Origin of the sequence: Rothia mucilaginosa, assembly GCF_901875305.1 — a bacterium.
Lineage (GTDB): Bacteria > Actinomycetota > Actinomycetes > Actinomycetales > Micrococcaceae > Rothia.
Map to the genome: position 1 here is coordinate 1 of NZ_CABFLY010000002.1, position 19,319 is coordinate 19,319.

The 19,319-nt window shown below is 62.0% G+C and carries 16 protein-coding genes, 1 tRNA gene and 1 rRNA gene; all 18 read left to right on the plus strand.

Annotation, left to right across the window (positions count from 1 at the left end; genetic code table 11):
• Positions 1–85, plus strand: a 5S ribosomal RNA gene (gene rrf, locus JX292_RS09125); the annotation flags it as partial.
• Positions 86–431: 346 nt separating this feature from the next.
• Complete coding sequence (locus tag JX292_RS02260; RefSeq protein ID WP_204860956.1) at positions 432–1,550, plus strand: hypothetical protein; 1,119 nt, start codon at positions 432–434, stop codon at positions 1,548–1,550.
• Between the two features lie 181 nt (positions 1,551–1,731).
• Positions 1,732–2,769, plus strand: a complete 1,038-nt coding sequence (locus tag JX292_RS02265) for an HAD-IIA family hydrolase (RefSeq protein ID WP_204860959.1) — start codon at positions 1,732–1,734, stop codon at positions 2,767–2,769.
• Positions 2,762–2,944: a GTPase gene (locus JX292_RS02270; RefSeq protein ID WP_204861791.1), complete on the plus strand. Its 183-nt coding sequence runs from the start codon at positions 2,762–2,764 to the stop codon at positions 2,942–2,944. Before JX292_RS02265 ends, JX292_RS02270 begins: the two co-directional genes overlap by 8 nt.
• 87 nt (positions 2,945–3,031) lie before the next feature.
• Positions 3,032–3,760, plus strand: coding sequence for a TlyA family RNA methyltransferase (locus tag JX292_RS02275; protein ID WP_204861749.1), 729 nt, complete (start codon positions 3,032–3,034; stop codon positions 3,758–3,760).
• Between the two features lie 236 nt (positions 3,761–3,996).
• On the plus strand, positions 3,997–5,013 hold the full coding sequence (locus JX292_RS02280) for an NAD kinase (RefSeq protein WP_204860969.1): 1,017 nt from the start codon (positions 3,997–3,999) through the stop codon (positions 5,011–5,013).
• Positions 5,014–5,112: 99 nt separating this feature from the next.
• Positions 5,113–6,834 carry a DNA repair protein RecN gene (recN, locus tag JX292_RS02285; protein WP_204860971.1) on the plus strand — a complete coding sequence of 574 codons (1,722 nt, stop codon included), beginning with the start codon at positions 5,113–5,115 and terminating at the stop codon, positions 6,832–6,834.
• Positions 6,835–7,085: 251 nt separating this feature from the next.
• On the plus strand, positions 7,086–8,780 hold the full coding sequence (locus tag JX292_RS02290) for a CTP synthase (RefSeq protein WP_239653588.1): 1,695 nt from the start codon (positions 7,086–7,088) through the stop codon (positions 8,778–8,780).
• Positions 8,781–8,929: 149 nt separating this feature from the next.
• On the plus strand, positions 8,930–9,598 hold the full coding sequence (locus tag JX292_RS02295) for an NUDIX domain-containing protein (protein WP_204860973.1): 669 nt from the start codon (positions 8,930–8,932) through the stop codon (positions 9,596–9,598).
• A gap of 86 nt (positions 9,599–9,684) precedes the next feature.
• Positions 9,685–10,854 (plus strand): site-specific tyrosine recombinase XerD, encoded by a 1,170-nt coding sequence (locus JX292_RS02300; RefSeq protein ID WP_204860976.1) that lies wholly within the window; start codon positions 9,685–9,687, stop codon positions 10,852–10,854.
• A gap of 93 nt (positions 10,855–10,947) precedes the next feature.
• Positions 10,948–11,808 (plus strand): ParA family protein, encoded by an 861-nt coding sequence (locus tag JX292_RS02305; protein WP_204860978.1) that lies wholly within the window; start codon positions 10,948–10,950, stop codon positions 11,806–11,808.
• 247 nt (positions 11,809–12,055) lie between these two features.
• On the plus strand, positions 12,056–13,069 hold the full coding sequence (locus JX292_RS02310; protein ID WP_204860980.1) for a segregation and condensation protein A: 1,014 nt from the start codon (positions 12,056–12,058) through the stop codon (positions 13,067–13,069).
• The gene (gene scpB / locus JX292_RS02315) at positions 13,062–14,000 is read left to right on the plus strand and encodes an SMC-Scp complex subunit ScpB (RefSeq protein WP_239653589.1); all 939 of its coding nucleotides are present in this window, start codon (positions 13,062–13,064) and stop codon (positions 13,998–14,000) included. Before JX292_RS02310 ends, scpB begins: the two co-directional genes overlap by 8 nt.
• A gap of 87 nt (positions 14,001–14,087) precedes the next feature.
• Positions 14,088–15,233, plus strand: a complete 1,146-nt coding sequence (locus JX292_RS02320; protein WP_204860982.1) for a pseudouridine synthase — start codon at positions 14,088–14,090, stop codon at positions 15,231–15,233.
• Between the two features lie 18 nt (positions 15,234–15,251).
• Complete coding sequence (locus JX292_RS02325) at positions 15,252–16,421, plus strand: prephenate dehydrogenase (RefSeq protein ID WP_204860984.1); 1,170 nt, start codon at positions 15,252–15,254, stop codon at positions 16,419–16,421.
• Between the two features lie 51 nt (positions 16,422–16,472).
• A complete protein-coding gene (cmk, locus tag JX292_RS02330; RefSeq protein ID WP_204860987.1) occupies positions 16,473–17,165 on the plus strand; it encodes a (d)CMP kinase in 693 nt (230 codons plus the stop codon).
• A 111-nt stretch (positions 17,166–17,276) separates the two neighbouring features.
• Positions 17,277–18,857, plus strand: a complete 1,581-nt coding sequence (gene der, locus JX292_RS02335; protein WP_204860990.1) for a ribosome biogenesis GTPase Der — start codon at positions 17,277–17,279, stop codon at positions 18,855–18,857.
• 244 nt (positions 18,858–19,101) lie between these two features.
• Positions 19,102–19,175, plus strand: a tRNA-Pro gene (locus JX292_RS02340).
• Positions 19,176–19,319 lie beyond the last annotated feature (144 nt).

A 19,319-nucleotide genomic window follows, 5' to 3' on the forward strand; every position in this document is an offset into this window, starting at 1 on the left:
TTCCATTCCGAACCCAGTAGCTAAGACTCTTTGCGCCGATGGTACTGCACTTTTGTGGGTGTGGGAGAGTAGGTCGCTGCCGCTTTATTATTCAGTAGCCCCGGCTCCGCCGGGGCTATTTTTGTTTAACAAGCTACTCTGCTTGACGAGTAGCACGCCCGATAGAAGAAACTCTGAGCAGAGAAGAATAGGGAAGAGGGTCATCCCCTCCCTAACGTCCGCGGTTGAAACCTCTCGAAACCTAGGGAGGGCGCGGATCCGCACCGCTACAGGTGCACGAAAGCCGCCCTCTATACTAGAATGGTATGGCTTATATTGGGCATTAAAGACGGGCCGAACGCCCCTCCATAGAGTTGATGCCTCAGGCAGCGGACCGTCCGGACCGACTGCATTCACGACCCGCCACGAGCGGATACCTCCCAAGGAGATTCATGTCTGAGACCCCCCGCCACGAGTCTAACGGCTCCGGCCCCCGCCAGCACCGCAAGAACAACGGTGGTAAGGATTTCCGCTCTAAGAAGGGCGGCAAGAACTTCGGCGGTAAGGGCGGTTTCAAGCGTAACGATCGCGGAGGCAAGAAGTTTGATGGTCGTCGCTCCGATGCGCGTTCGAAGGCGCTCCGCTCCAACGGACCTGAGAGCGATGTACCTCGTGAAGAGGTACGTAGCATCGGAGGTCGTACAGGCTATCGCCCTGCTAAGCCCAAAGCACCCGAGATTGATAGCGATGTGACCGGCCGTGAGCTGGATGGTGCAACCTACCGCCAGCTACGTGCTCTGGAACCTCGTAATGCTGAGACCGTCGCCAAGCATCTGGTGATGGCGGGCCGCTACCTTGATATTGATCCCGAATTTGCGCTGGCACACGCCGCAGCAGCCTCGCGTAGCGCCGGTCGTATTGCGGCCGTGCGTGAAGCCGTGGGCGTAGCTGCATACGTGGCAGAGGACTACGAGCTGGCCCTGCGTGAGCTACGCACTCACCGTCGTATCAGTGGTTCTGTGGACCACCTCGCGCTACTTGTGGACTGCGAGCGTGCGCTGGGACGCCTGCCCAAGGCCCAGGAAATGATTGCCGAATTCAAACGGGAAGAGTTGCCCGCTGAGGTGCGCGTGGAGCTGGCTATTGTCGAGTCTGGTATCCTGACCGATCAGGGTAAGAAGAGCCAGGCCGTGGCCGCCCTGCAGATTCCGCAGCTGAACCCCAAACGCGCCTTCGAATATAGCCCGCGTCTTTTTAGCGCTTATGCTGATGCTCTCGCTAACGCCGGTCGCGAGCAGGAAGCCGAGCGTTGGGCCCGCCTGTCTGTCGTGGCTGAGGCTGCACTGGGGCAGGGCAACTTTGCGGAGCCCGAGATTTTCGATATCTTCGGTGAGGCAGACCTCTTCGAGAAGGAAGAGAAGCCCGCGGAGCATCCGGCCAAGACGGCTGAAGAAGAGATCTCTGAGAAGACAGAAGTAGCTGACTCCGAAGAAAACACTTCCGAGAACTCTGCTACGGAAGCATCTGGAGAGCCTGAAGCCGAGGAAAACGCCCAGGCTGACGCAGAATAAAGCTTATACATGCTAAACCGCCGGATGCGGCTCTACGCGAGCTTGCATCCGGCGGTTTGCGCTACAGTGGAGCAGACGTCGTCCGAATCGGAGCCTACCCGTGACGAATGGTAGGCCCGGGTAGTGCGGAACGGGTACGATAGAGGAAATACTAGCCGCTTAGACCCCGGAAGAGGTTCTCATGACCACGACCGCACTCCTTGCCCACTACGACGCACTCCTCTCAGACTTGGACGGCGTTGTCTATGCCGGCCCTTTCGCCATCGAGGGAGCTCCCGAAGCTCTCAACCGCGCTGAGGAAGAGCTCAACGTACCGGTTATTTTCGTGACTAATAATGCCTCACGCTCGGTGGAATCCGTTGCGGAACACCTGCGCAACCTCGGCGTGCACACCCGTGCTGAACGTATCGTGAGCTCCGCGCAGGCTGGTGCCAAGCTTCTCGCACAGCAGATTCCCGCAGGCTCCAAGGTGCTGATTACCGGCACCGAGGCCCTCGCCGACTGTGTGCGTGACGCAGGCTTGGAACCCGTTCGCACCGAAGCTGAGGGGCCTATAGCCCTTATCCAAGGCTTTGACCCGAAGATGGGCTGGGAGGATCTGGCAGAAGCCTCCTACACCCTAGCAAACCCCAAAGTGCTATGGGTGGCCACCAACACCGACCAGACCATCCCCAAGGAACGTGGCCAGGCCCCCGGCAACGGAACCCTCGTTGCAGCCGTGGCAATCGCCTCGCGCCGTACCCCGCTCGTTGCGGGCAAGCCCGAAGCCCCCATCTTCCACACCGCAGCACAAGCCTTGAACTCCGAGCGTCCCGTCATCGTGGGTGACCGCCTGGACACCGATATTCTCGGCGCTAATAACGCGCAGATGGACGGCGCGCTCGTGCTCACCGGCGTGCAGACCTACCGCGACGTTATTGAAGCCGTACCCGAACAGCGCCCGACCTACGTGCTACGCACCCTGGACGACTTCTTCGCACCCTACCCCGAGATTGAGGTGCTCTTCGAAGGCTACGAGGTGATTGCAACCGGCCCCACCTGGCAGGCACGGGTGCGAGGCGAGAGCCTAACCCTTACCGGCCCCGAGGACCTTGACGAAGGTACCTTCGCCGGAAGCGAGAGCGAAGCAGAAGCTTGGCGCGTTGCCTATGCTGCATGGTGGGCAGCTAACCCCGAGCAAGCAGCCGTACCCGTCATTGAGGGCCTTCCCGGTGCCTAAACGGGACGAAGCTACGAACGCGGAGGCCGCAAAAATCGAGAACGACCGTTCTATCGCAGACGCCGAATTTGAGCGGAAGTTGGCGGCGGTCCTCGCTACCGACCCGGTAGAACGTGTCAAGCGCCTCGAAACGATGAGCGAGCAGCTGGAAAAGGACCTCGATAACCTCTCCTAGCCTCGCGGTGGTGAATCCTCAGACGGTATGTTCTGAGGGTTCACCGATACTACATGACGACAGAAAGAAGATATGGGTAGGAACACCGTGCGCCTCGATAAATACCTGGTCGAGTCCGGGTTCGTGAGCTCTCGGACTCTTGCCGCAAAGCTTATTGCTGCGGGAGACGTACAGGTCAACGGCAAGGTTGCGCGCAAAGCATCCGCGCTCGTGGGGCCGGAGGATACCCTCTATGTGCGCCAGAGCGAGCTGACCGAATACGTCAGCCGAGCAGGCCACAAGCTCGTAGGCGCCCTCGACGCGTTTCCAGATATCGAGGTGGAGGGCAAACGTTGCCTGGATGCGGGAGCATCCACCGGAGGCTTTACCGACGTGCTACTTCGTCGAGGGGCTACCCACGTGGCGGCCGTGGACGTGGGACACGACCAGCTTGTGGACGCGCTGCGTCAAGATCCCCGGGTCGGCGTGTACGAAGGCCTCAACGTTCGCTACCTGAAGCCCGAAGATATTGGCGGGCAGGTTGAGCTGACGGTCTCGGACCTGTCGTTCATCTCGCTGACCCTGGTTATGGAGGCGTTAGTGAACGCCACCGAAACCGGCGGCGATCTGGTGCTTATGGTCAAGCCGCAGTTCGAGGTCGGCAAGCACCGCATCGGACGCGGGGGAGTGGTCTACGAAGAAGCCGCCCGCCGTGAAGCGGTGGAGAAGGTGCAAGCCTCCGCTATCGGCCACGGGCTGCGGGTGATGGGCATGGAGCCCAGCCCGCTCCCTGGCCAGGACGGCAACGTGGAGTACTTCCTCTGGTGCCGAAAATAAATAGTGTTCTAGGCAGTCTGAGAAAAACCGCTCGGTAACGCAGAAAGCGTTTGAGAGTGGGGCTTTCTCGGGCTGCCTCGCTATTCACCGGGTATTTTGGAGATACCCCAGCTGCTGGATATTCGAAATAATTTTCTAAAAATAGAATATTTTGGGGAATTTTCGAGAACATATTCGGTATGATAGATGTAAGTACACCAGCTCAATACCTCAACCATGAATGGGAGAGAGTCGTTATGGCAAAACAAAAGAGTCGTGCAGATCAGGATGCAGCTCTTGCGCAGGTGCAGTCGGAGAGTGCGCACCACGTAGCGGATCGTTCGGATGATCATGGGCGAAAAATTCTGGTCTTTGCCCACGTGGGACGCAAAGAAGCACGAGATGCCGCTCGGCAGGCATGCACCCAGCTCTACGAAGCAGGGCTCGCGCCCGTCATGACTCGCTCCGACCTGGAGACCCTGAGTGAGAACTGGGATGAGCCCGTTCCCGTGCAGGTGGTTCATGAATCGGTGGCCCTCATTGATATTGAGCTAGGCGTGGTGCTGGGCGGCGATGGCTCGATTCTGCGTGCCGCCGAGATGGTGCGCCACACCAGCGTCCCCCTGATTGGCGTGAATCTGGGCCACGTTGGGTTCCTCGCAGAATCTGAAGAGAGCGACCTGAGCGAGACGGTGCGCCACATCGTTAACAGCGAGTACACGGTCGAAGAGCGTATGGCCATTGACGTTGAGGTATGGAACAACGGTAAGCGCGTGCACAGTGACTGGGCGCTGAACGAGGCCAGCGTCGAAAAGGGCAACCGCGAAAAGATGATTGAGGTCATTATCGAGGTGGATGCCCGGCCGCTGAGTACCTTCGGCTGCGACGGTGTGGTTATGGGAACCCCCACCGGCTCGACCGCCTACGCTTTCTCAGGTGGTGGCCCAGTGGTCTGGCCCGAGGTTGAGGCAATCCTGATGGTTCCGCTCTCTGCTCATGCTCTCTTTGCGCGCCCGCTCGTAGCGGCTCCCACCTCCACCCTGGCGGTAGAGCTCATGCCCGAAAATGGTGCCTCCGGCGTACTCTGGTGTGATGGCCGCCGTACCGTGGAGCTTGACCCTGGTTCGCGCATTGAGGTGCGTCGATCCGAGAAGCCCGTGCTACTGGCCCGTATTCACCCTGCACCCTTCTCGGAGCGTCTGGTGCGTAAATTTGAGTTGCCCATCCGCGGCTGGCGCGGCCCGCAGGAGGCTGAGGTAAAGTCCTCCAAATAGATGGGTAGTGCAACCTGTAAAGCTTGCAGTGTTCTGGTGGCTATCGCCCTGGTTGAGTGGTGAAAAATGAAACGGCCAAAAGAAAAGGAATGAACATTCGTGATTGAGGAAATTCATATTCGCGACCTCGGCATCATCACCGATGCAAGGCTCCCCCTCGAACCGGGGTTCTCCGTTCTGACCGGTGAAACCGGTGCAGGTAAGACCATGGTCGTCACCGCCCTCGGAATGTTGCTGGGCGCTCGTTCAGATGCCACCAGCGTGCGCAGCGGTGCCAAGAACGCGCTCGCCGAGGCCGTCATCCGTCTGCCGCGAGGCCACCGCGCCCTCGCCCTGGCCGAAGAAGCCGGCGGGACCACCGAAGAGATTGATGAGCAGAGCTCGGAACTGTTGTTGGCTCGTACCGTCAATGCTTCCGGGCGCTCACGCGCTCACGTCGGCGGTTGCTCTGCACCCATTGGAACTCTCGCCCAGATTGGGCAGAGCCTCGTGGCCGTGCACGGCCAGTCGGACCAGTTGCGCCTCAAGTCGCCTGTAGAACAGCGCCAATCCCTCGACCTGTATGCGGGGGAGGAGTTGGCCTCCCTACTGGCGAAATATCGCGAGAACTACGAACGCTACCGCGCAGCTGCCGCGGAACTCAAGGAAGTGCGGGAGAACTCTCGTGCTCGTGCCCTAGAAGCGCAAAGCCTGCAGGGGGCACTCGAGGAAATCGCCGCCGTCAATCCTCGCGCGGGTGAAGAGGACGAGCTCAAGGCCGAAATGGTGAAGCTCATGAACGTTGAGGCCCTGCGGATTGCCTCTGCAACGGCCTTGACCGCGCTGAGCGGTAGCGAATACTCGAGCGGCGAGGAAGCCAACGTTATGGGGTTGCTTGACGCTGCCCGTGGCGCTCTGCAAGGCCAGGCCTCTGCAGATGAAGAGCTTGCCGGCCTGGAAGCGCGCGTCAATGAGCTCATGATTCTGACCACCGACATTGCATCGGATCTTTCCTCCTACGCGGCTTCCCTGGATGTGGAGGGGCCCGAGCGTCTGGCACAGGTGCAGACTCGGCGCGCCCAGCTGGCAACGCTCATGCGCAAGTACGGGGCAGACATCGCCGAGGTGCTTGAATGGGCCGAGGGGTCCCGCACCCGCCTGGACACCCTCGTGGATGACCCGCAGCGCCAGGAAACTCTCGAAACGGAGCTTGTGCAGCTACGCAAGGTCCTTGGGGAGCAGGCCGAAGAGCTGACAAACTTGCGCCGTGCGGCCGCCCAAAAACTTGCTGACGCCGTGAGCGAGGAACTGACCGCCCTGGCTATGCCGAACGCCTCCCTCGTGGTGGAAGTTGCCGAAGCCGAGAAATTCTCGGTACACGGCCGCGACACCGTCACCTTCATGCTGGCGCCCCACCGCACCGCCGTACCTCGCCCGCTCGGCAAGGGAGCATCCGGTGGTGAGCTCTCTCGCGTGATGCTGGCCCTCGAGGTGGTGCTCGCCGATGTGGATCCCGTGCCCACCTTCATCTTTGATGAGGTTGACTCGGGTGTGGGTGGCAAGGCCGCTATCGAGATTGGTCGCCGTCTGGCCATGCTTGCCCGGCATGTGCAGGTGCTGGTGGTGACCCACCTACCGCAGGTGGCCGCCTTCGCTGACCAGCACATCCTGGTGCTCAAGAATGACGATGCCTCGCTATCGAAGGTGCAGGTGCTCACCGAGGAGGAGCGCGTGGTGGAACTGGCCCGCATGCTCTCCGGGCACGACCAATCCGAGTCGGCTCGCGAGCACGCTCGGGAGCTATTGGAAGCCGGTCGGCAGGTGTCCCAGAACCAGGGGTGAAACGCCCCGAATCGGGAGAGATGTACCTCGGAATCCACCGCCTGAAAACGGGCGTGCGGACAGCTAATCCCCGCGCACGTGGGGTGAAGGGTATGAGATACTCGAGGGGTACTCGAGGAAAACCTCTGAATGGCGCAGCGGGAATATAAACCCCGCGGGCGTTTGCAGTGGAGACAAAACCCAAGGGGAGGGCTTCGGCCTGCGAGAATCATCTTGTGGCGTAGTCCTCTGCTTGGATAGCAGACAAGAAAATGGTAGGCTTAAATTCCGTGGTGAATGAAAAAAATAACGCTCAGAATGCGTCCTCTAACGACAAGGTAACCCGCCAGATTTTCGTGACCGGCGGTGTTGCATCTTCTCTCGGTAAGGGCCTGTCGGCCTCTTCCCTCGGTCAGCTTCTTCGCTCTCGTGGCCTCTCCGTGACCATGCAGAAGTTCGACCCCTACCTGAACGTCGACCCCGGTACGATGAACCCCTTCCAGCACGGTGAAGTCTTTGTCACCGACGACGGTGCGGAAACCGACCTGGACATTGGACACTACGAGCGTTTCCTGGACGAGAATCTCGACCAGTCCGCTAACGTGACCACCGGTCAGGTTTACTCCTCCGTTATCGCGAAGGAGCGCCGCGGCGAATACCTCGGCGACACCGTCCAGGTGATTCCTCACATCACCGACGAGATTAAATCCCGCATGCGTCACGCAGCGGAAATCGACAATGCCCCCGACATCATCATTACCGAAATCGGTGGCACCGTTGGCGATATCGAGTCCCTGCCCTTCATGGAAGCGGCACGTCAGGTTCGCCGCGATGTCGGACGTAAGAACGTCTTCTTCCTGCATGTTTCTCTGGTTCCCTACATCGGCCCCTCTGGCGAACTGAAGACCAAGCCCACCCAGCACTCCGTTGCAGCACTGCGCGGCCTAGGTATTCAGCCCGACGGCCTGATTCTGCGCTGTGAGCGCGAGGTCCCCGCATCGCACCGTTCCAAGATTGGTAACGCCTGCGACGTAGACACCGACGCTGTGATTTCCTGCGCCGATGCCCCCAGTATCTACGATATTCCCAAGACCCTGCACAGCCAGAAGCTCGACGACTACATCCTCGACTACTTCGGCATTGAGGCACCCGAGCCCGACTTTACCCAGTGGGACCGCCTGCTCGACGCAGTGCACCGCCCCGCCGCAGAGGTGAACGTGGCCCTGGTCGGTAAGTACATCGACCTGCCCGACGCATACCTCTCGGTCTCCGAGGCTCTGCGTGCCGGCGGCTTTGCCAACAACGTGAAGGTCAACATCAAGTGGGTTGCTGCTGACCTGTGCGCAACCGACGAGGACGCAGATCACCAGCTCCGTGATATGGACGCCATCCTGGTGCCCGGCGGCTTCGGCATCCGCGGCCTGGACGGCAAGATTGGTGCCCTCAAGTACGCACGCGAGCACAAGATTCCGACCCTGGGTATTTGCCTGGGTCTGCAGTCCATGGTGATTGAGTACGCACGTAACGTACTGGGCCTGTCAGCGGCATCTTCCACTGAGTTCGACCCCGAAACCCCCGTGCCCGTTATCGCTACCATCGAAGAGCAGAAGCAGTTCGTCGAGGGTGCCGGCGACCTGGGCGGCACCATGCGTCTGGGCCTCTACAAGGCAAACCTGGTGCCCGGCTCTCAGGTGGCTAAGGCTTACGGCGCCACCGAAGCATCGGAACGTCACCGCCACCGTTACGAGGTGAACAACGAGTACCGCGAGCAGCTCGAAGAGGCAGGTCTCGTGATCTCCGGTACTTCCCCGGACTCCTCGCTGGTTGAGTACGTGGAGCTTCCCGCAGAGGTTCACCCCTACTACGTGGCAACTCAGGCGCACCCCGAGTACCGCTCCCGCCCGACCCGCCCGCACCCGCTCTTTGCAGGCCTGATTAAGGCCGCCCTGGAGCGCCGCGGCGCATAAGGCGACCGAACGCTTTGAGCGCCCCAACCGTCCCCGAGGCGGCTGGGGCGCTCGCCGTTTAACCGCTTTAACCCATCGGGGAGCGTCGCCCGCTGAGTAACAGGGAGGTGCACGAGGGAGTTCCGAAACGAACCCTCTAGAATAGAGATATGAGCGAAAACCAGCATATTATCGACGAGCCCTCCGAACGCACGATTCGCACCCGGACCGTCAAATACAGCGGATACGTCATCGAAACCGCGGTTGAGGAATACGAGCTGAACGAGGAAACCGTACTCACCCGCGATGTGGTGGAGATGCCCGGCGCCGTGGCCGTGGCTGTGCTCAACGAACGCAACGAATTGCTGATGCTCAACCAGTACCGACACCCGGTGCGCATGAACCTCTGGGAGGTGCCCGCCGGTCTGCTCGACATCGACGGTGAGGACCCCCTCCACGCCGCGCAGCGCGAGCTCGCTGAGGAAGCCGACCTGCGAGCCGCCAGCTGGCACGCCCTGACCGACTACTTCAGCAGCCCCGGCGCAACCAGTGAGGCGGGCCGCGTCTACCTGGCCCGCGACCTGAGCGAGCTACCCCGCCAAGAGCGTACCGAACGCACCGAAGAAGAGTCGGAGATGACCTACCGTTGGGTTCCCCTGCAGGACGCGGTGCAGCTGGTGTTAGACGGTAAAGTGCACAACGCCCTGGCCATCCAGGCGATTCTTGCCACCTACGCCGCCTCAGTGCGCGGCTTCGAGGGCCTGCGCGAGGCCGCCGGTGGCTGGGATTTCCACCCCTACATGGGGTATCGCCGCCAGAAGCCGCAGACCTTCCGCTAGGGCTTTGGGCCTTCTCGCCCAATCCCTCGAGGAGGCATTTCGCGCTACCGCGCGTATCCGAACGACAGCGTGAGAAGGGGATAGATATGGCACAGCCCGCGCCGAAGGGCACTACCCCCGCGGTTGAGGGGAACCGCTCGCAGACCCCCCTGGAACGGGCCATCGACCAGTACCTGGTGCACCTGCGGGTCGAGCGGGGTAGCAGCGAGAACACCATCGCCTCGTACGCGCGAGACCTGCGCCGCTACGCCGCGTACCTCTCCACCCTCGGGGTAATCGACCCCGAACGCATTACGACCGCGCAGGTGCGTTCATTCATGCGTGAGCTTGCCGCACCCACCGTACCCCTACCCGGCCTGGCCACTCCAGCTAAGAAGCAGCCGGAGGAAGAGAGCTCCGTGGACGCCGAGGAAGCCGCAGAATCCCTGGCCGTCCTCATCGCCGCCGAAGGGGGTCGCACCGCCGCGGGAGAGCGGGGGAGCGGCGAGGGGAATGTCCCGTTGCCGCTGGGCCCTAACTCCATCGCCCGTACTATGGCAGCTGTGCGCGGAGCCCACGCCTTCTGGGTCTCTGCCTTTATGGTGGAGAAGGACCCCGCCGCGACCGTTACTCCGCCTAAGAATGTTAAGCGCCTGCCCAAAGCTATTACCGTGGAGCAGATGCAACGCCTCCTCGCCGTGCCGGATCGGGACACACCCATCGGTCTGCGAAACCGCGCCATACTCGAATTTCTGTACGCCACCGGTGCCCGCGTGAGTGAAATGCTCAACGCCGATATTGACGACGTGCACAGCGAAGAAACCCTGACCGACGAGGACGGCAACGACATCACCCTCCCCGGGTACGTGCGGCTCTTCGGCAAGGGGAGCAAGGAACGCCTCGTACCCCTCGGAAATTATGCCCACAAGGCCATTCAGGATTACTTGGTGCGTGCCCGTCCCTCCCTCGTAGCGCATGGTAAAGGCACCGCCGCGCTCTTCGTTAACGGGCGAGGCGGCAGGCTGGGGCGCCAGGGCGCGTGGCTCATCCTCAAGGAAGCTGCCGAGGCGGCGGGCCTCAGCGCGGACTTCTCCCCGCACTCCATGCGGCACAGCTTCGCAACCCACCTGTTGCAGGGCGGCGCCGATATTCGCGTGGTGCAGGAGCTGCTGGGGCATGCTTCCATCGCGACCACGCAGGTGTACACCAAGGTCACTCCTGAGGGGCTCATGGAGGTCTACCGGATGGCGCATCCGCGCGCCCACGAGCGGGGATAAAACCCCGCCAATCCGCGGAACAGTCGCTCTTGAGGTAACCTTATAGACAACGCTTAAACTTAAAACTTCGAATTCATTGATGAAGGTGAACCATTGACTGAAGCTCAGGCACAAGAACTCGGCCCCACCGGTCGACCCCTGCGCGTGTACCCCGACCCGGCTCCGCTGAGTAGCCACGGTCCCGCCCGCATTATTTCTATGGTGAATCAGAAGGGCGGCGTGGGTAAGACCACCTCCACCATTAACCTGGGCGCGGCACTGGCAGAGTGTGGCCGCAAGGTGCTGCTGGTCGACTTCGACCCGCAGGGCGCTCTCTCCGCCGGTTTTGGCGCGAACCCGCACGAGCTGGATTTGACTGTTTACAACGTTATGATGGACCGCAAGGTCGACATTAAGGACGTCATCCTGCCCACCGGCGTGGAGAACATTGACCTGCTGCCCGCTAATATCGACCTTTCCGCAGCCGAGGTGCAGCTGGTCAACGAGGTCGCTCGCGAGCAGGTTCTCGCCTCGGCACTGCGCAAGGTCCGCGATGAGTACGACGTCATCCTCATCGACTGCCAGCCCTCTCTGGGCCTGCTGACCGTCAACGCGCTGACCGCCTCCGACGGCGTGATTATTCCTCTGATCTGTGAGTTCTTCGCGCTGCGTGCCGTAGCCCTGCTCGTGGATTCCATCGAGAAGGTGCAGGACCGCTTGAACCCGAACCTCGAGATTGTCGGCGTGCTGGCTACCATGTTCGATGCGCGCACCATCCACTCTAAGGAAGTTCTGGCACGCATCGTGGATGCCTTCGGCGACAAGGTTTTTGACACCGTCATCAAGCGCACCGTGAAGTTCCCGGACGCTTCGGTGTCTGCCGAGCCGATTCTTACGTATGCTTCGAGTCACCCCGGTGCCGAGGCCTACCGCCAGGTGGCACGCGAACTGATTTATAAGGGTGGTGCACGCTAGCCCTTCCCTCGATGCGCCCCCTGCCGATGCGGCTTGCACGACCCCTTGAGCCGCGCCGATAGGGGGCGTATAATTATGGGGATTCATTCCCACCCGCACCGGCTACTTTGCCGTTTGACGGCTGAAGACGCCGCCGAGAAATCGCCGAGGGCGCGAGCCGCACGATACCGGCAGGCACGCCCGGCGCATCGACCGGATGCAACGCGCAGAACGCGGGACGGAAAACACATAAGGAGAACAGGTCTTTATGACCACACACGTCGCTGCCGTGAGGGTACCGACACCGAACGCAGAGGCCGCCCAGAACGCCCGACCCGAGGGCCGCGGCCCGCAGAACCCGGAACGCGGTTTCACCCTCACCCTCAGTAATTTTGAGGGCCCCTTTGATCTTCTATTGACCCTGATTTCGCGCCGCAAACTCGACATCACCGACGTTGCGCTCGCCGAAGTGACCGATGAGTTCCTCGCCTACCTGCAGGCCCTCTACGCCGAGGGCACGGAGCGAGCCCTGGACGAGGCCAGCGAATTTCTGGTCACCGCCGCAACCCTCCTCGAGCTCAAGACCGCGCGCCTGCTGCCGCAGCATCGTGAACCCCTCGAGGAAGACGTCGCCCTGCTCGAGGCCCGCGACCTACTCTTTGCGCGCCTGCTGCAGTACCGCGCCTACCGCGAGGTTGCCGATATCTTTGCCGAACGCTGGGCGCAGGAAGCGCGGCGTTTTCCTCGCGCTGTCGCTCTCGAAGAGCGTTTTGCCCATGCACTGCCCGAACTGGTTCTGACCGGAGGCGCCGAAGAGTTCGCGCGTATCGCGGCCGCCGCGCTGAGCCGGCAGCCCGCCGAATCCGAGCCCGCCGCGGAAGAAATCGTGGAGGAGCTGAACGAGCACCTGCACGTTCCGGTCACCACCATCGCCGCCGAGGAACACTATCTGTTGCACGCCCTGCTGGACGCATCCGGGCGCGAGTTGCGCTTTGACGAGCTCGTGCGGGGCGCGGGCAACTTGGAAATTGCGGTGGTACGCTTCTTGGCCTTGCTGGAGCTCTACAAGGAGGGCGCCCTGCACGTGGAGCAGGAGCATCCCTTGGGTGAGATTCTGGTGCGAGCTAGCGCCACGGCGGGAAGCTTCGTGATTCGCCCTGAAGCTCTCTCAGCGGCTCGGGACGGCTCGGAACCTATACTCTCCGAGAGCACGGAAACCCGCAAAACCCTGGAGGCAGAGTTCGCCGAGAACGGCATCGAACCGGAGGAGGAACGTGACTAACCCCGAGAACGGATCGCGCTTCAACCGCGAATTCACCCCCGATGACCTGGCCATCGTGAACCTGGGTTACTGGGATCCGAATGCCGACGACGATACGGGGCCTGCCGCCTCGGCACCGATCGAATTCATGGTTGAACCAGCGGCCGAACCGGTCGAGCCCGATGCTGAAATTGCCGGGGAACCGGAAGAGCCTGAAGCTGCGGGGGACCCGGACAGCTCGGAAGCGCCGCAGGAACCTGCACACGGTGCAGAGAAGAGCCCAGTGAACATACCCGCGGGAGGGCCCTCCACCGCACCCAGCGTGGCGGTTGACCCCGACGCCGAGTTTTCCCGCGTGGAGGCAATCCCCGGCGGCGTCAAGAGCGCCATCGAAGCGATTCTCACCGTCGCCGAGGCCCCCGTGAGCGTGCGCGAGCTTTCTGCCGCGCTCATCGTGAGCGAGCGGGCCGTCGAACACGCCATCGATCAGCTGTACCGTGAATACAATGGCGAGGAAACGGAATACGGTGAGGATGGCATCTCACCCGAACCGCGCGGATTCCAGCTGCGCCGCATCGCCGGCGGCTGGAAGCTCTACGCACGCGACGACTTCGCCCCCTGGGTGGCGCGCTTCGTGACCCGCTCCAAGAGTGCAACCCTGAGCAAGCCCGCCTACGAGACGCTCGCCGTGATTGCATACCGGCAGCCGGTGACTCGCGCAATGGTCGCCTCGATTCGCGGCGTGAACGCGGATGCGGCCATTCGCCAGCTGCTGCAGCGGCAGCTGATTCGCGAGGTTGGGCGAGAAGCCGGAACCGGTGCGACCCTCTACGAAACCACGGAGCTACTGCTGGCGAAGCTCGGGCTGGACTCCCTGGAGGAGCTGCCGGCGCTCGCGCCCTTCCTGCCCGATGACACGGAAGCTGCAGTGCTCGCCGAGGGCAACGACTAAGACAACGACAACGAATTAATAAGACGAACGAACGTTCGGGAAATGCCTGAAACGTTCGCACTATACGACAGAAAAGAGAAGAACACCATGGCATATGGAAACTCCTCCCGCGGCGGCCGCTCTGCATCCGGTCGCCCCCAGAACTCCCGCGGTGGCCGACCCGGCGCAGGTCGTCCCGGTCAGGGCGGTAAGCCCGGCCCTAAGGGGGCATCCGCGCGCGGCGGTCGTCCCGGTGCTCCGAAGAGCGGGGCGGGCAAGGGCGGCGCAAAGGGCTTCGGTGACAAGAAGTTTGGCGAGAAGAAGTTCGGCGCAGGCCGCGCAGGTTCCGGCCGAGGCCGCGGCGCAGAGTTGCCCAAGCGCGAACGCCGCGCACCGGGCCGCCCCTACCGCTCCGGCGAGGCTTTCGCCCATGAGCGCGGCGAGTACCGCGTCAGCAACTACGCTGGCCCGCACCGTCCCCGCCGTCCCCGCAACGCACCGGTGGACCACTACGAGTTCTACGACCACGACGGCCTGCGCCTGCAGAAGCTGCTGGCGCAGGCTGGCGTGGCATCCCGCCGCGTCTGCGAAGAAATGATTACTGAAGGTCGCGTCACCGTCAACGGTGAGGTCGTGACCGAGCTGGGTGTACGCGTGGATCCCTCCAAGGTAACCGTGCAGGTGGACGGCATGACCGTTCAGACCAACGACAAGCTCGTCTACATGGCTTTCAACAAGCCCGCCGGCGTGGTCTCCACCATGGAAGACCCCGAGGGTCGCCCCTGCATCTCCGACTTCCTGCGCCCCTCCATGAGCGAGCGCGTGTTCCACGTGGGCCGCCTGGACGTCGAAACCGAGGGTCTGTTGCTGCTGACCAACGACGGTGAACTGGCAAACCGCCTGACCCACCCCTCCTACGAGGTGCCCAAGACCTATCTGGTGCAGGTTCCCGGCCCGATGGAGCCCGGCGTCGGGGCGGCCATGAAGAAGGGTATCCGCCTGGAGGACGGCGTGACCCGCGTGGACGAGTTCAAGCTGGTGGATTCCACCCCCGGCCACGTGCTCGTTGAGGTGACTATCCACTCCGGTAAGAACCGCATCGTGCGCCGCCTCTTCGACGCTGTCGGTTACCCGGTTGAGCGCCTGGTCCGCGTTGAGATGGGCCCGATTCGTATTGGTTCGCAGAAGCAGGGCACAATCCGTAACCTCTCCAAGGTGGAGATCGGTCACCTGCTTGCTTCGGTGGACATGTAATAACGCTAAGGAGTTGTCATGAGCTCACCCGCTGAGCTTTCCTCATCTGAGATACCCATGGACTCAACGCTGACCGGCCCGGTACTCATTATCGGTTCGGGTCTGCTGGGTGCCTCCATTGGTTTGGGGTTGCGTGCGGCAGGATGCGAGGACGTGTACGTCCAAGATATTTCACCCACCGCCGAGGCTGTGGCGCAGGATATCGGTGCCGGAACGAGCTTCTCCTCCCTGACGGAGGAGGAGCGCGCCGCCTTCGCCCCGCAGCTGGTGGTTGTGGCCGCCCCACCGGATGTGGCAGGCATCGTGTGCGCGCAGGCCCTGCGGATGTACGGGCCGCGTCCCGAGACCGGCTACCCCGGCGCCACGGTGACCGATGTAGCCTCGGTGAAGGTGCGGCCCCTGGCGGATGTACTGGCCTCCGGCGCGGATGCGTCGCGCTATGTGGGTTCGCATCCGATGGCCGGCCGCGAGAAGTCTGGGCCGGTGGCGGCCCGCGGTGAGCTGTTCCAGGCGCGCCCGTGGATTATCTGCGAGCACGATTCGGCCCGCCCCGAGTGCGTTCGCCTGGTGCGTTCCGTGGCGGTTGAGCTGGGCGCGATTGTGACTTCTCTGAGCGTTGAGGAGCACGATCAGACGGTGGCCCTCATCTCGCATGTGCCGCAGGCGATGAGCTCGTTGCTGGCCTCGCGCCTGCAGGATACCCCGCTGTACGCCCTGTCCCTGGCGGGACAGGGACTGCGCGATACGGTGCGTATTGCGGCTTCTGACCCGACGCTGTGGGTTCAGATTTTTGCCGCGAATGCCGAGCCGATTGTGCAGACCCTCTACGGGGTTCGTGATGACCTGAACCGGCTCATCTCGACGCTGGAGGACCCGGCGGCTTCCGGCGCTCGCCTGGATTTGGCGCAGCTGATGAGCGAGGGTAATGCGGGTGTCGCCCGTATTCCGGGTAAGCATGGTACGGCTCCGGCGGCCTTCGCGACGATGACGGTGTTGGTGGATGATACCCCCGGCACCCTGGCCCGGTTGCTTGCCGAGATCGGTGAGCTGGGCGCCAATATTGAGGACCTGCGGCTGGAACACTCTACAGGTGCTCCGGTGGGTATGGCTGAAATCTCGGTCAACCCCTCGATTCTGGAGTCGCTGGTTCGCGATTTGTCGGCCCGCGGCTGGCGCGTGGTGAAGTAGAGTTAATGCTGTATTTTCCGGCATGGAGCGAGACGAATTAAAGGAGTGCAGATGCACGAGAACCCTAAACTGACGATTGCTATCGACGGACCTTCCGGCTCCGGCAAGTCGTCTGTGTCTAAGGAAGTGGCCCGTCACTTTGGCCTGGCCTACCTGGATACCGGTGCGATGTACCGCGCCGCAACCTACCGTGTGCTGGAGCTTGGTATTGACCTGAACGATGCCGAGGCCATCGCGAAGGCCGTCAAGGAGATGCCCCTGGTGTTCGGCACGAACATCAACGAGGAAGAGATCATGATGGGCTCCACCGATATCCGCGAGGAGATTCGTAGCGAGCGCATTTCTTCGGCCGTGTCTGCTGTGGCTTCGGTTCCGGCGGTGCGCGAGTACCTCATCGGTCTGCAGCGTTGGACGATTGACCACGCCGTGAACGGCATGGTTGCCGAGGGCCGCGATATTACGACCGTGGTGGCTCCCGATGCTGACGCGCGTATCCTGCTGACCGCCTCCGAGGAGGTGCGCATGGCTCGCCGCGGCCTGGAGAACTCCGAGAAGTCCGGCGCTTCGGGTGATTTGAGCAAGCAGATTGCGGAGCGTGATGCGAAGGATTCGAAGGTCAATAACTTTATGGAAGCTGCCGAGGGTGTGACCCTGGTGGACAGCTCGGACCTTGATTTTAATGCGACGGTCTCTGCAGTGATTAACGCTGTGAATGACCAGTTGAAGGCGAAGCGCGCGGGCTAGGTCCCGCTGGAACGCCGGGGGAGCGGGGTGCCCGTTCCCGATAAGACGTTGAGCCGTGCTCGCGTGCTGACCGATGTGTTGGCCGCGGTGCGGGTAGAGAAAGGAGCGCGCATGGCTGAGGACGCTATCCGCGACGATTACGAAGACAAGTACCTGGGCGGTGGCGAGGACGACGTCACCGAACGCCTGGCTGAGATTGACGACGAAACCGCCGACCAGCGCGCCCAGGCCCTGCTGGAGGGTCTGGAAGACTACGACCTGGATGAGGAGGACCGCGCCCTGCTGGGTGCCTGGGGCTTCGACATCGAGGAAGAGGAAGAGCAGCTGGCCGACCCGGTGGTGGCGATTGTGGGTCGCCCGAACGTGGGTAAGTCGACCATCATTAACCGTATTCTGGGCCGCCGCGAGGCCGTGGTGGAGGATAAGCCGGGTGTGACCCGTGACCGCGTGTCCTACAAGGCCGAGTGGCTGGGCAAGAGCTTCACCCTGGTGGACACCGGTGGTTGGGAATCTGATGCCCGCGGCATTGACGCTCAGGTGGCAGACCAGGCTGAGATTGCGGTGGAGCAGGCCGATGTGGTGGTCCTGGTGGTGGACGCCCGTGTGGGCGTGACCGCTTCGGACGAGCAGATCGTGCGCATGTTGCGCCGTGTGAAGAAGCCGATCATTCTGATTGCTAACAAGATTGATGATGCCCACCTGGAGCCGGAGATTTATAACCTCTGGTCGCTGGGTATGGGTCAGCCGTTCCCGGTATCGGGTCTGCACGGCCGCGGCCTGGCGGATGCCCTGGATGAGATTCTGGAGGTCATGCCGGAGCACTCGCAGTTTGCGCAGCCGGAGGCGCTGGGCGGCCCGCGCCGTGTGGCCCTGGTGGGTCGCCCGAATGTGGGTAAGTCCTCGCTGCTGAACAAGCTGGCGGGCTCCGAGCGCGCTGTGGTGAATGACCTGGCCGGTACCACCCGTGACCCGATTGACGAGATTATTGAGCTGGGTGGCTACCCCTGGCGTTTTGTGGATACCGCAGGTATTCGCCGCCGCCAGCACATGGCGAAGGGCGCGGAGTTCTACTCCTCGCTGCGTACCCAGACCGCCCTGGAGCGTTCCGAGGTGGCCGTGGTGCTGCTGGACGTTTCCGAGCCGATTTCTGAGCAGGATGTGCGCATCGTGCAGACCGTGATTGACTCGGGCCGCGCGATGGTTCTGGCCTTCAACAAGTGGGATACCCTCGACGAGGATCGCCGCGAGATGCTGGAGCGCGAGATTGAGCGCGACCTGGCACACGTGAAGTGGGCTCCTCGCGTGAACATCTCGGCGAAGACCGGTTGGCACAAGGATAAGCTGGTGCCCGCCCTGGAGCACTCGCTGGAGTCGTGGGATTCGCGTATCCCGACCGGCCGCCTGAACGCGTTCCTGGGTGAGATTGTGGCCGCGCATCCGCACCCGTTGCGCGGTGGTAAGCAACCGCGCATCCTGTTCGGCACCCAGGTGTCTTCGCGTCCGCCGAAGTTTGTGCTGTTTACGACTGGCTTCTTGGACCCGGGCTACCGTCGATTCATTATGCGTCGTCTGCGTGAGACCTTCGACTTCACGGGCACCCCGATTGAGATTTCGATGCGCGTGCGTGAGCGCCGCACCCTGGGGGAACGTCAGAGCGCGAAGGCTAAGAAGGGTAAGGGCGGCCGCCGTTAGCGGATGCTCGGATTCTTTGAGTCGGAACTGACTGTGTGCCGGGGTGACGGGTTGCGCTGTTACCCGGCGCGCGGTGTTCGGCGCCGGTTGTGTATTCGGTGTCGGCGAATCGGCAGCAGGTGCTCTCAAAAGATTTTTAAGATTTTTTCTAAAAATCGTGAATCTGGCTTGCGCAGGGGCTAGAAGCCCGGTATAGTTATTCGAGTGTTCGGGGGAAACCTCGGGCTAATCGTGAATAACGAATCGGGTTGTGGCGCAGCTTGGTAGCGCACTTGACTGGGGGTCAAGGGGTCGCAGGTTCAAATCCTGTCAACCCGACTGATAAAGCTCCGGAAGGGTTTTCCTTCCGGAGCTTTTTGTGCGCTTCGGATCTTATGCATGAGTCTGTCGAATATCTGGTGCGTGGGTATCAGAGGGTTCGACCCGATCGACGTGCTAGGCGCGTTTGCGGTAGTTGCGTAA

What these genes read in the sequence shown, in the direction of transcription:
- JX292_RS02260 (WP_204860956.1), top strand. Translation starts at nt 432, where the DNA reads ATGTCTGAGACCCCCCGCCACGAGTCTAACGGCTCCGGCCCCCGCCAG.
- JX292_RS02265 (WP_204860959.1), top strand. Translation starts at nt 1,732, where the DNA reads ATGACCACGACCGCACTCCTTGCCCACTACGACGCACTCCTCTCAGAC.
- JX292_RS02280 (WP_204860969.1), top strand. Translation starts at nt 3,997, where the DNA reads ATGGCAAAACAAAAGAGTCGTGCAGATCAGGATGCAGCTCTTGCGCAG.
- JX292_RS02290 (WP_239653588.1), top strand. Translation starts at nt 7,086, where the DNA reads ATGGTAGGCTTAAATTCCGTGGTGAATGAAAAAAATAACGCTCAGAAT.
- JX292_RS02295 (WP_204860973.1), top strand. Translation starts at nt 8,930, where the DNA reads ATGAGCGAAAACCAGCATATTATCGACGAGCCCTCCGAACGCACGATT.
- JX292_RS02300 (WP_204860976.1), top strand. Translation starts at nt 9,685, where the DNA reads ATGGCACAGCCCGCGCCGAAGGGCACTACCCCCGCGGTTGAGGGGAAC.
- JX292_RS02310 (WP_204860980.1), top strand. Translation starts at nt 12,056, where the DNA reads ATGACCACACACGTCGCTGCCGTGAGGGTACCGACACCGAACGCAGAG.
- JX292_RS02320 (WP_204860982.1), top strand. Translation starts at nt 14,088, where the DNA reads ATGGCATATGGAAACTCCTCCCGCGGCGGCCGCTCTGCATCCGGTCGC.
- JX292_RS02325 (WP_204860984.1), top strand. Translation starts at nt 15,252, where the DNA reads ATGAGCTCACCCGCTGAGCTTTCCTCATCTGAGATACCCATGGACTCA.
- cmk (WP_204860987.1), top strand. Translation starts at nt 16,473, where the DNA reads ATGCACGAGAACCCTAAACTGACGATTGCTATCGACGGACCTTCCGGC.
- der (WP_204860990.1), top strand. Translation starts at nt 17,277, where the DNA reads ATGGCTGAGGACGCTATCCGCGACGATTACGAAGACAAGTACCTGGGC.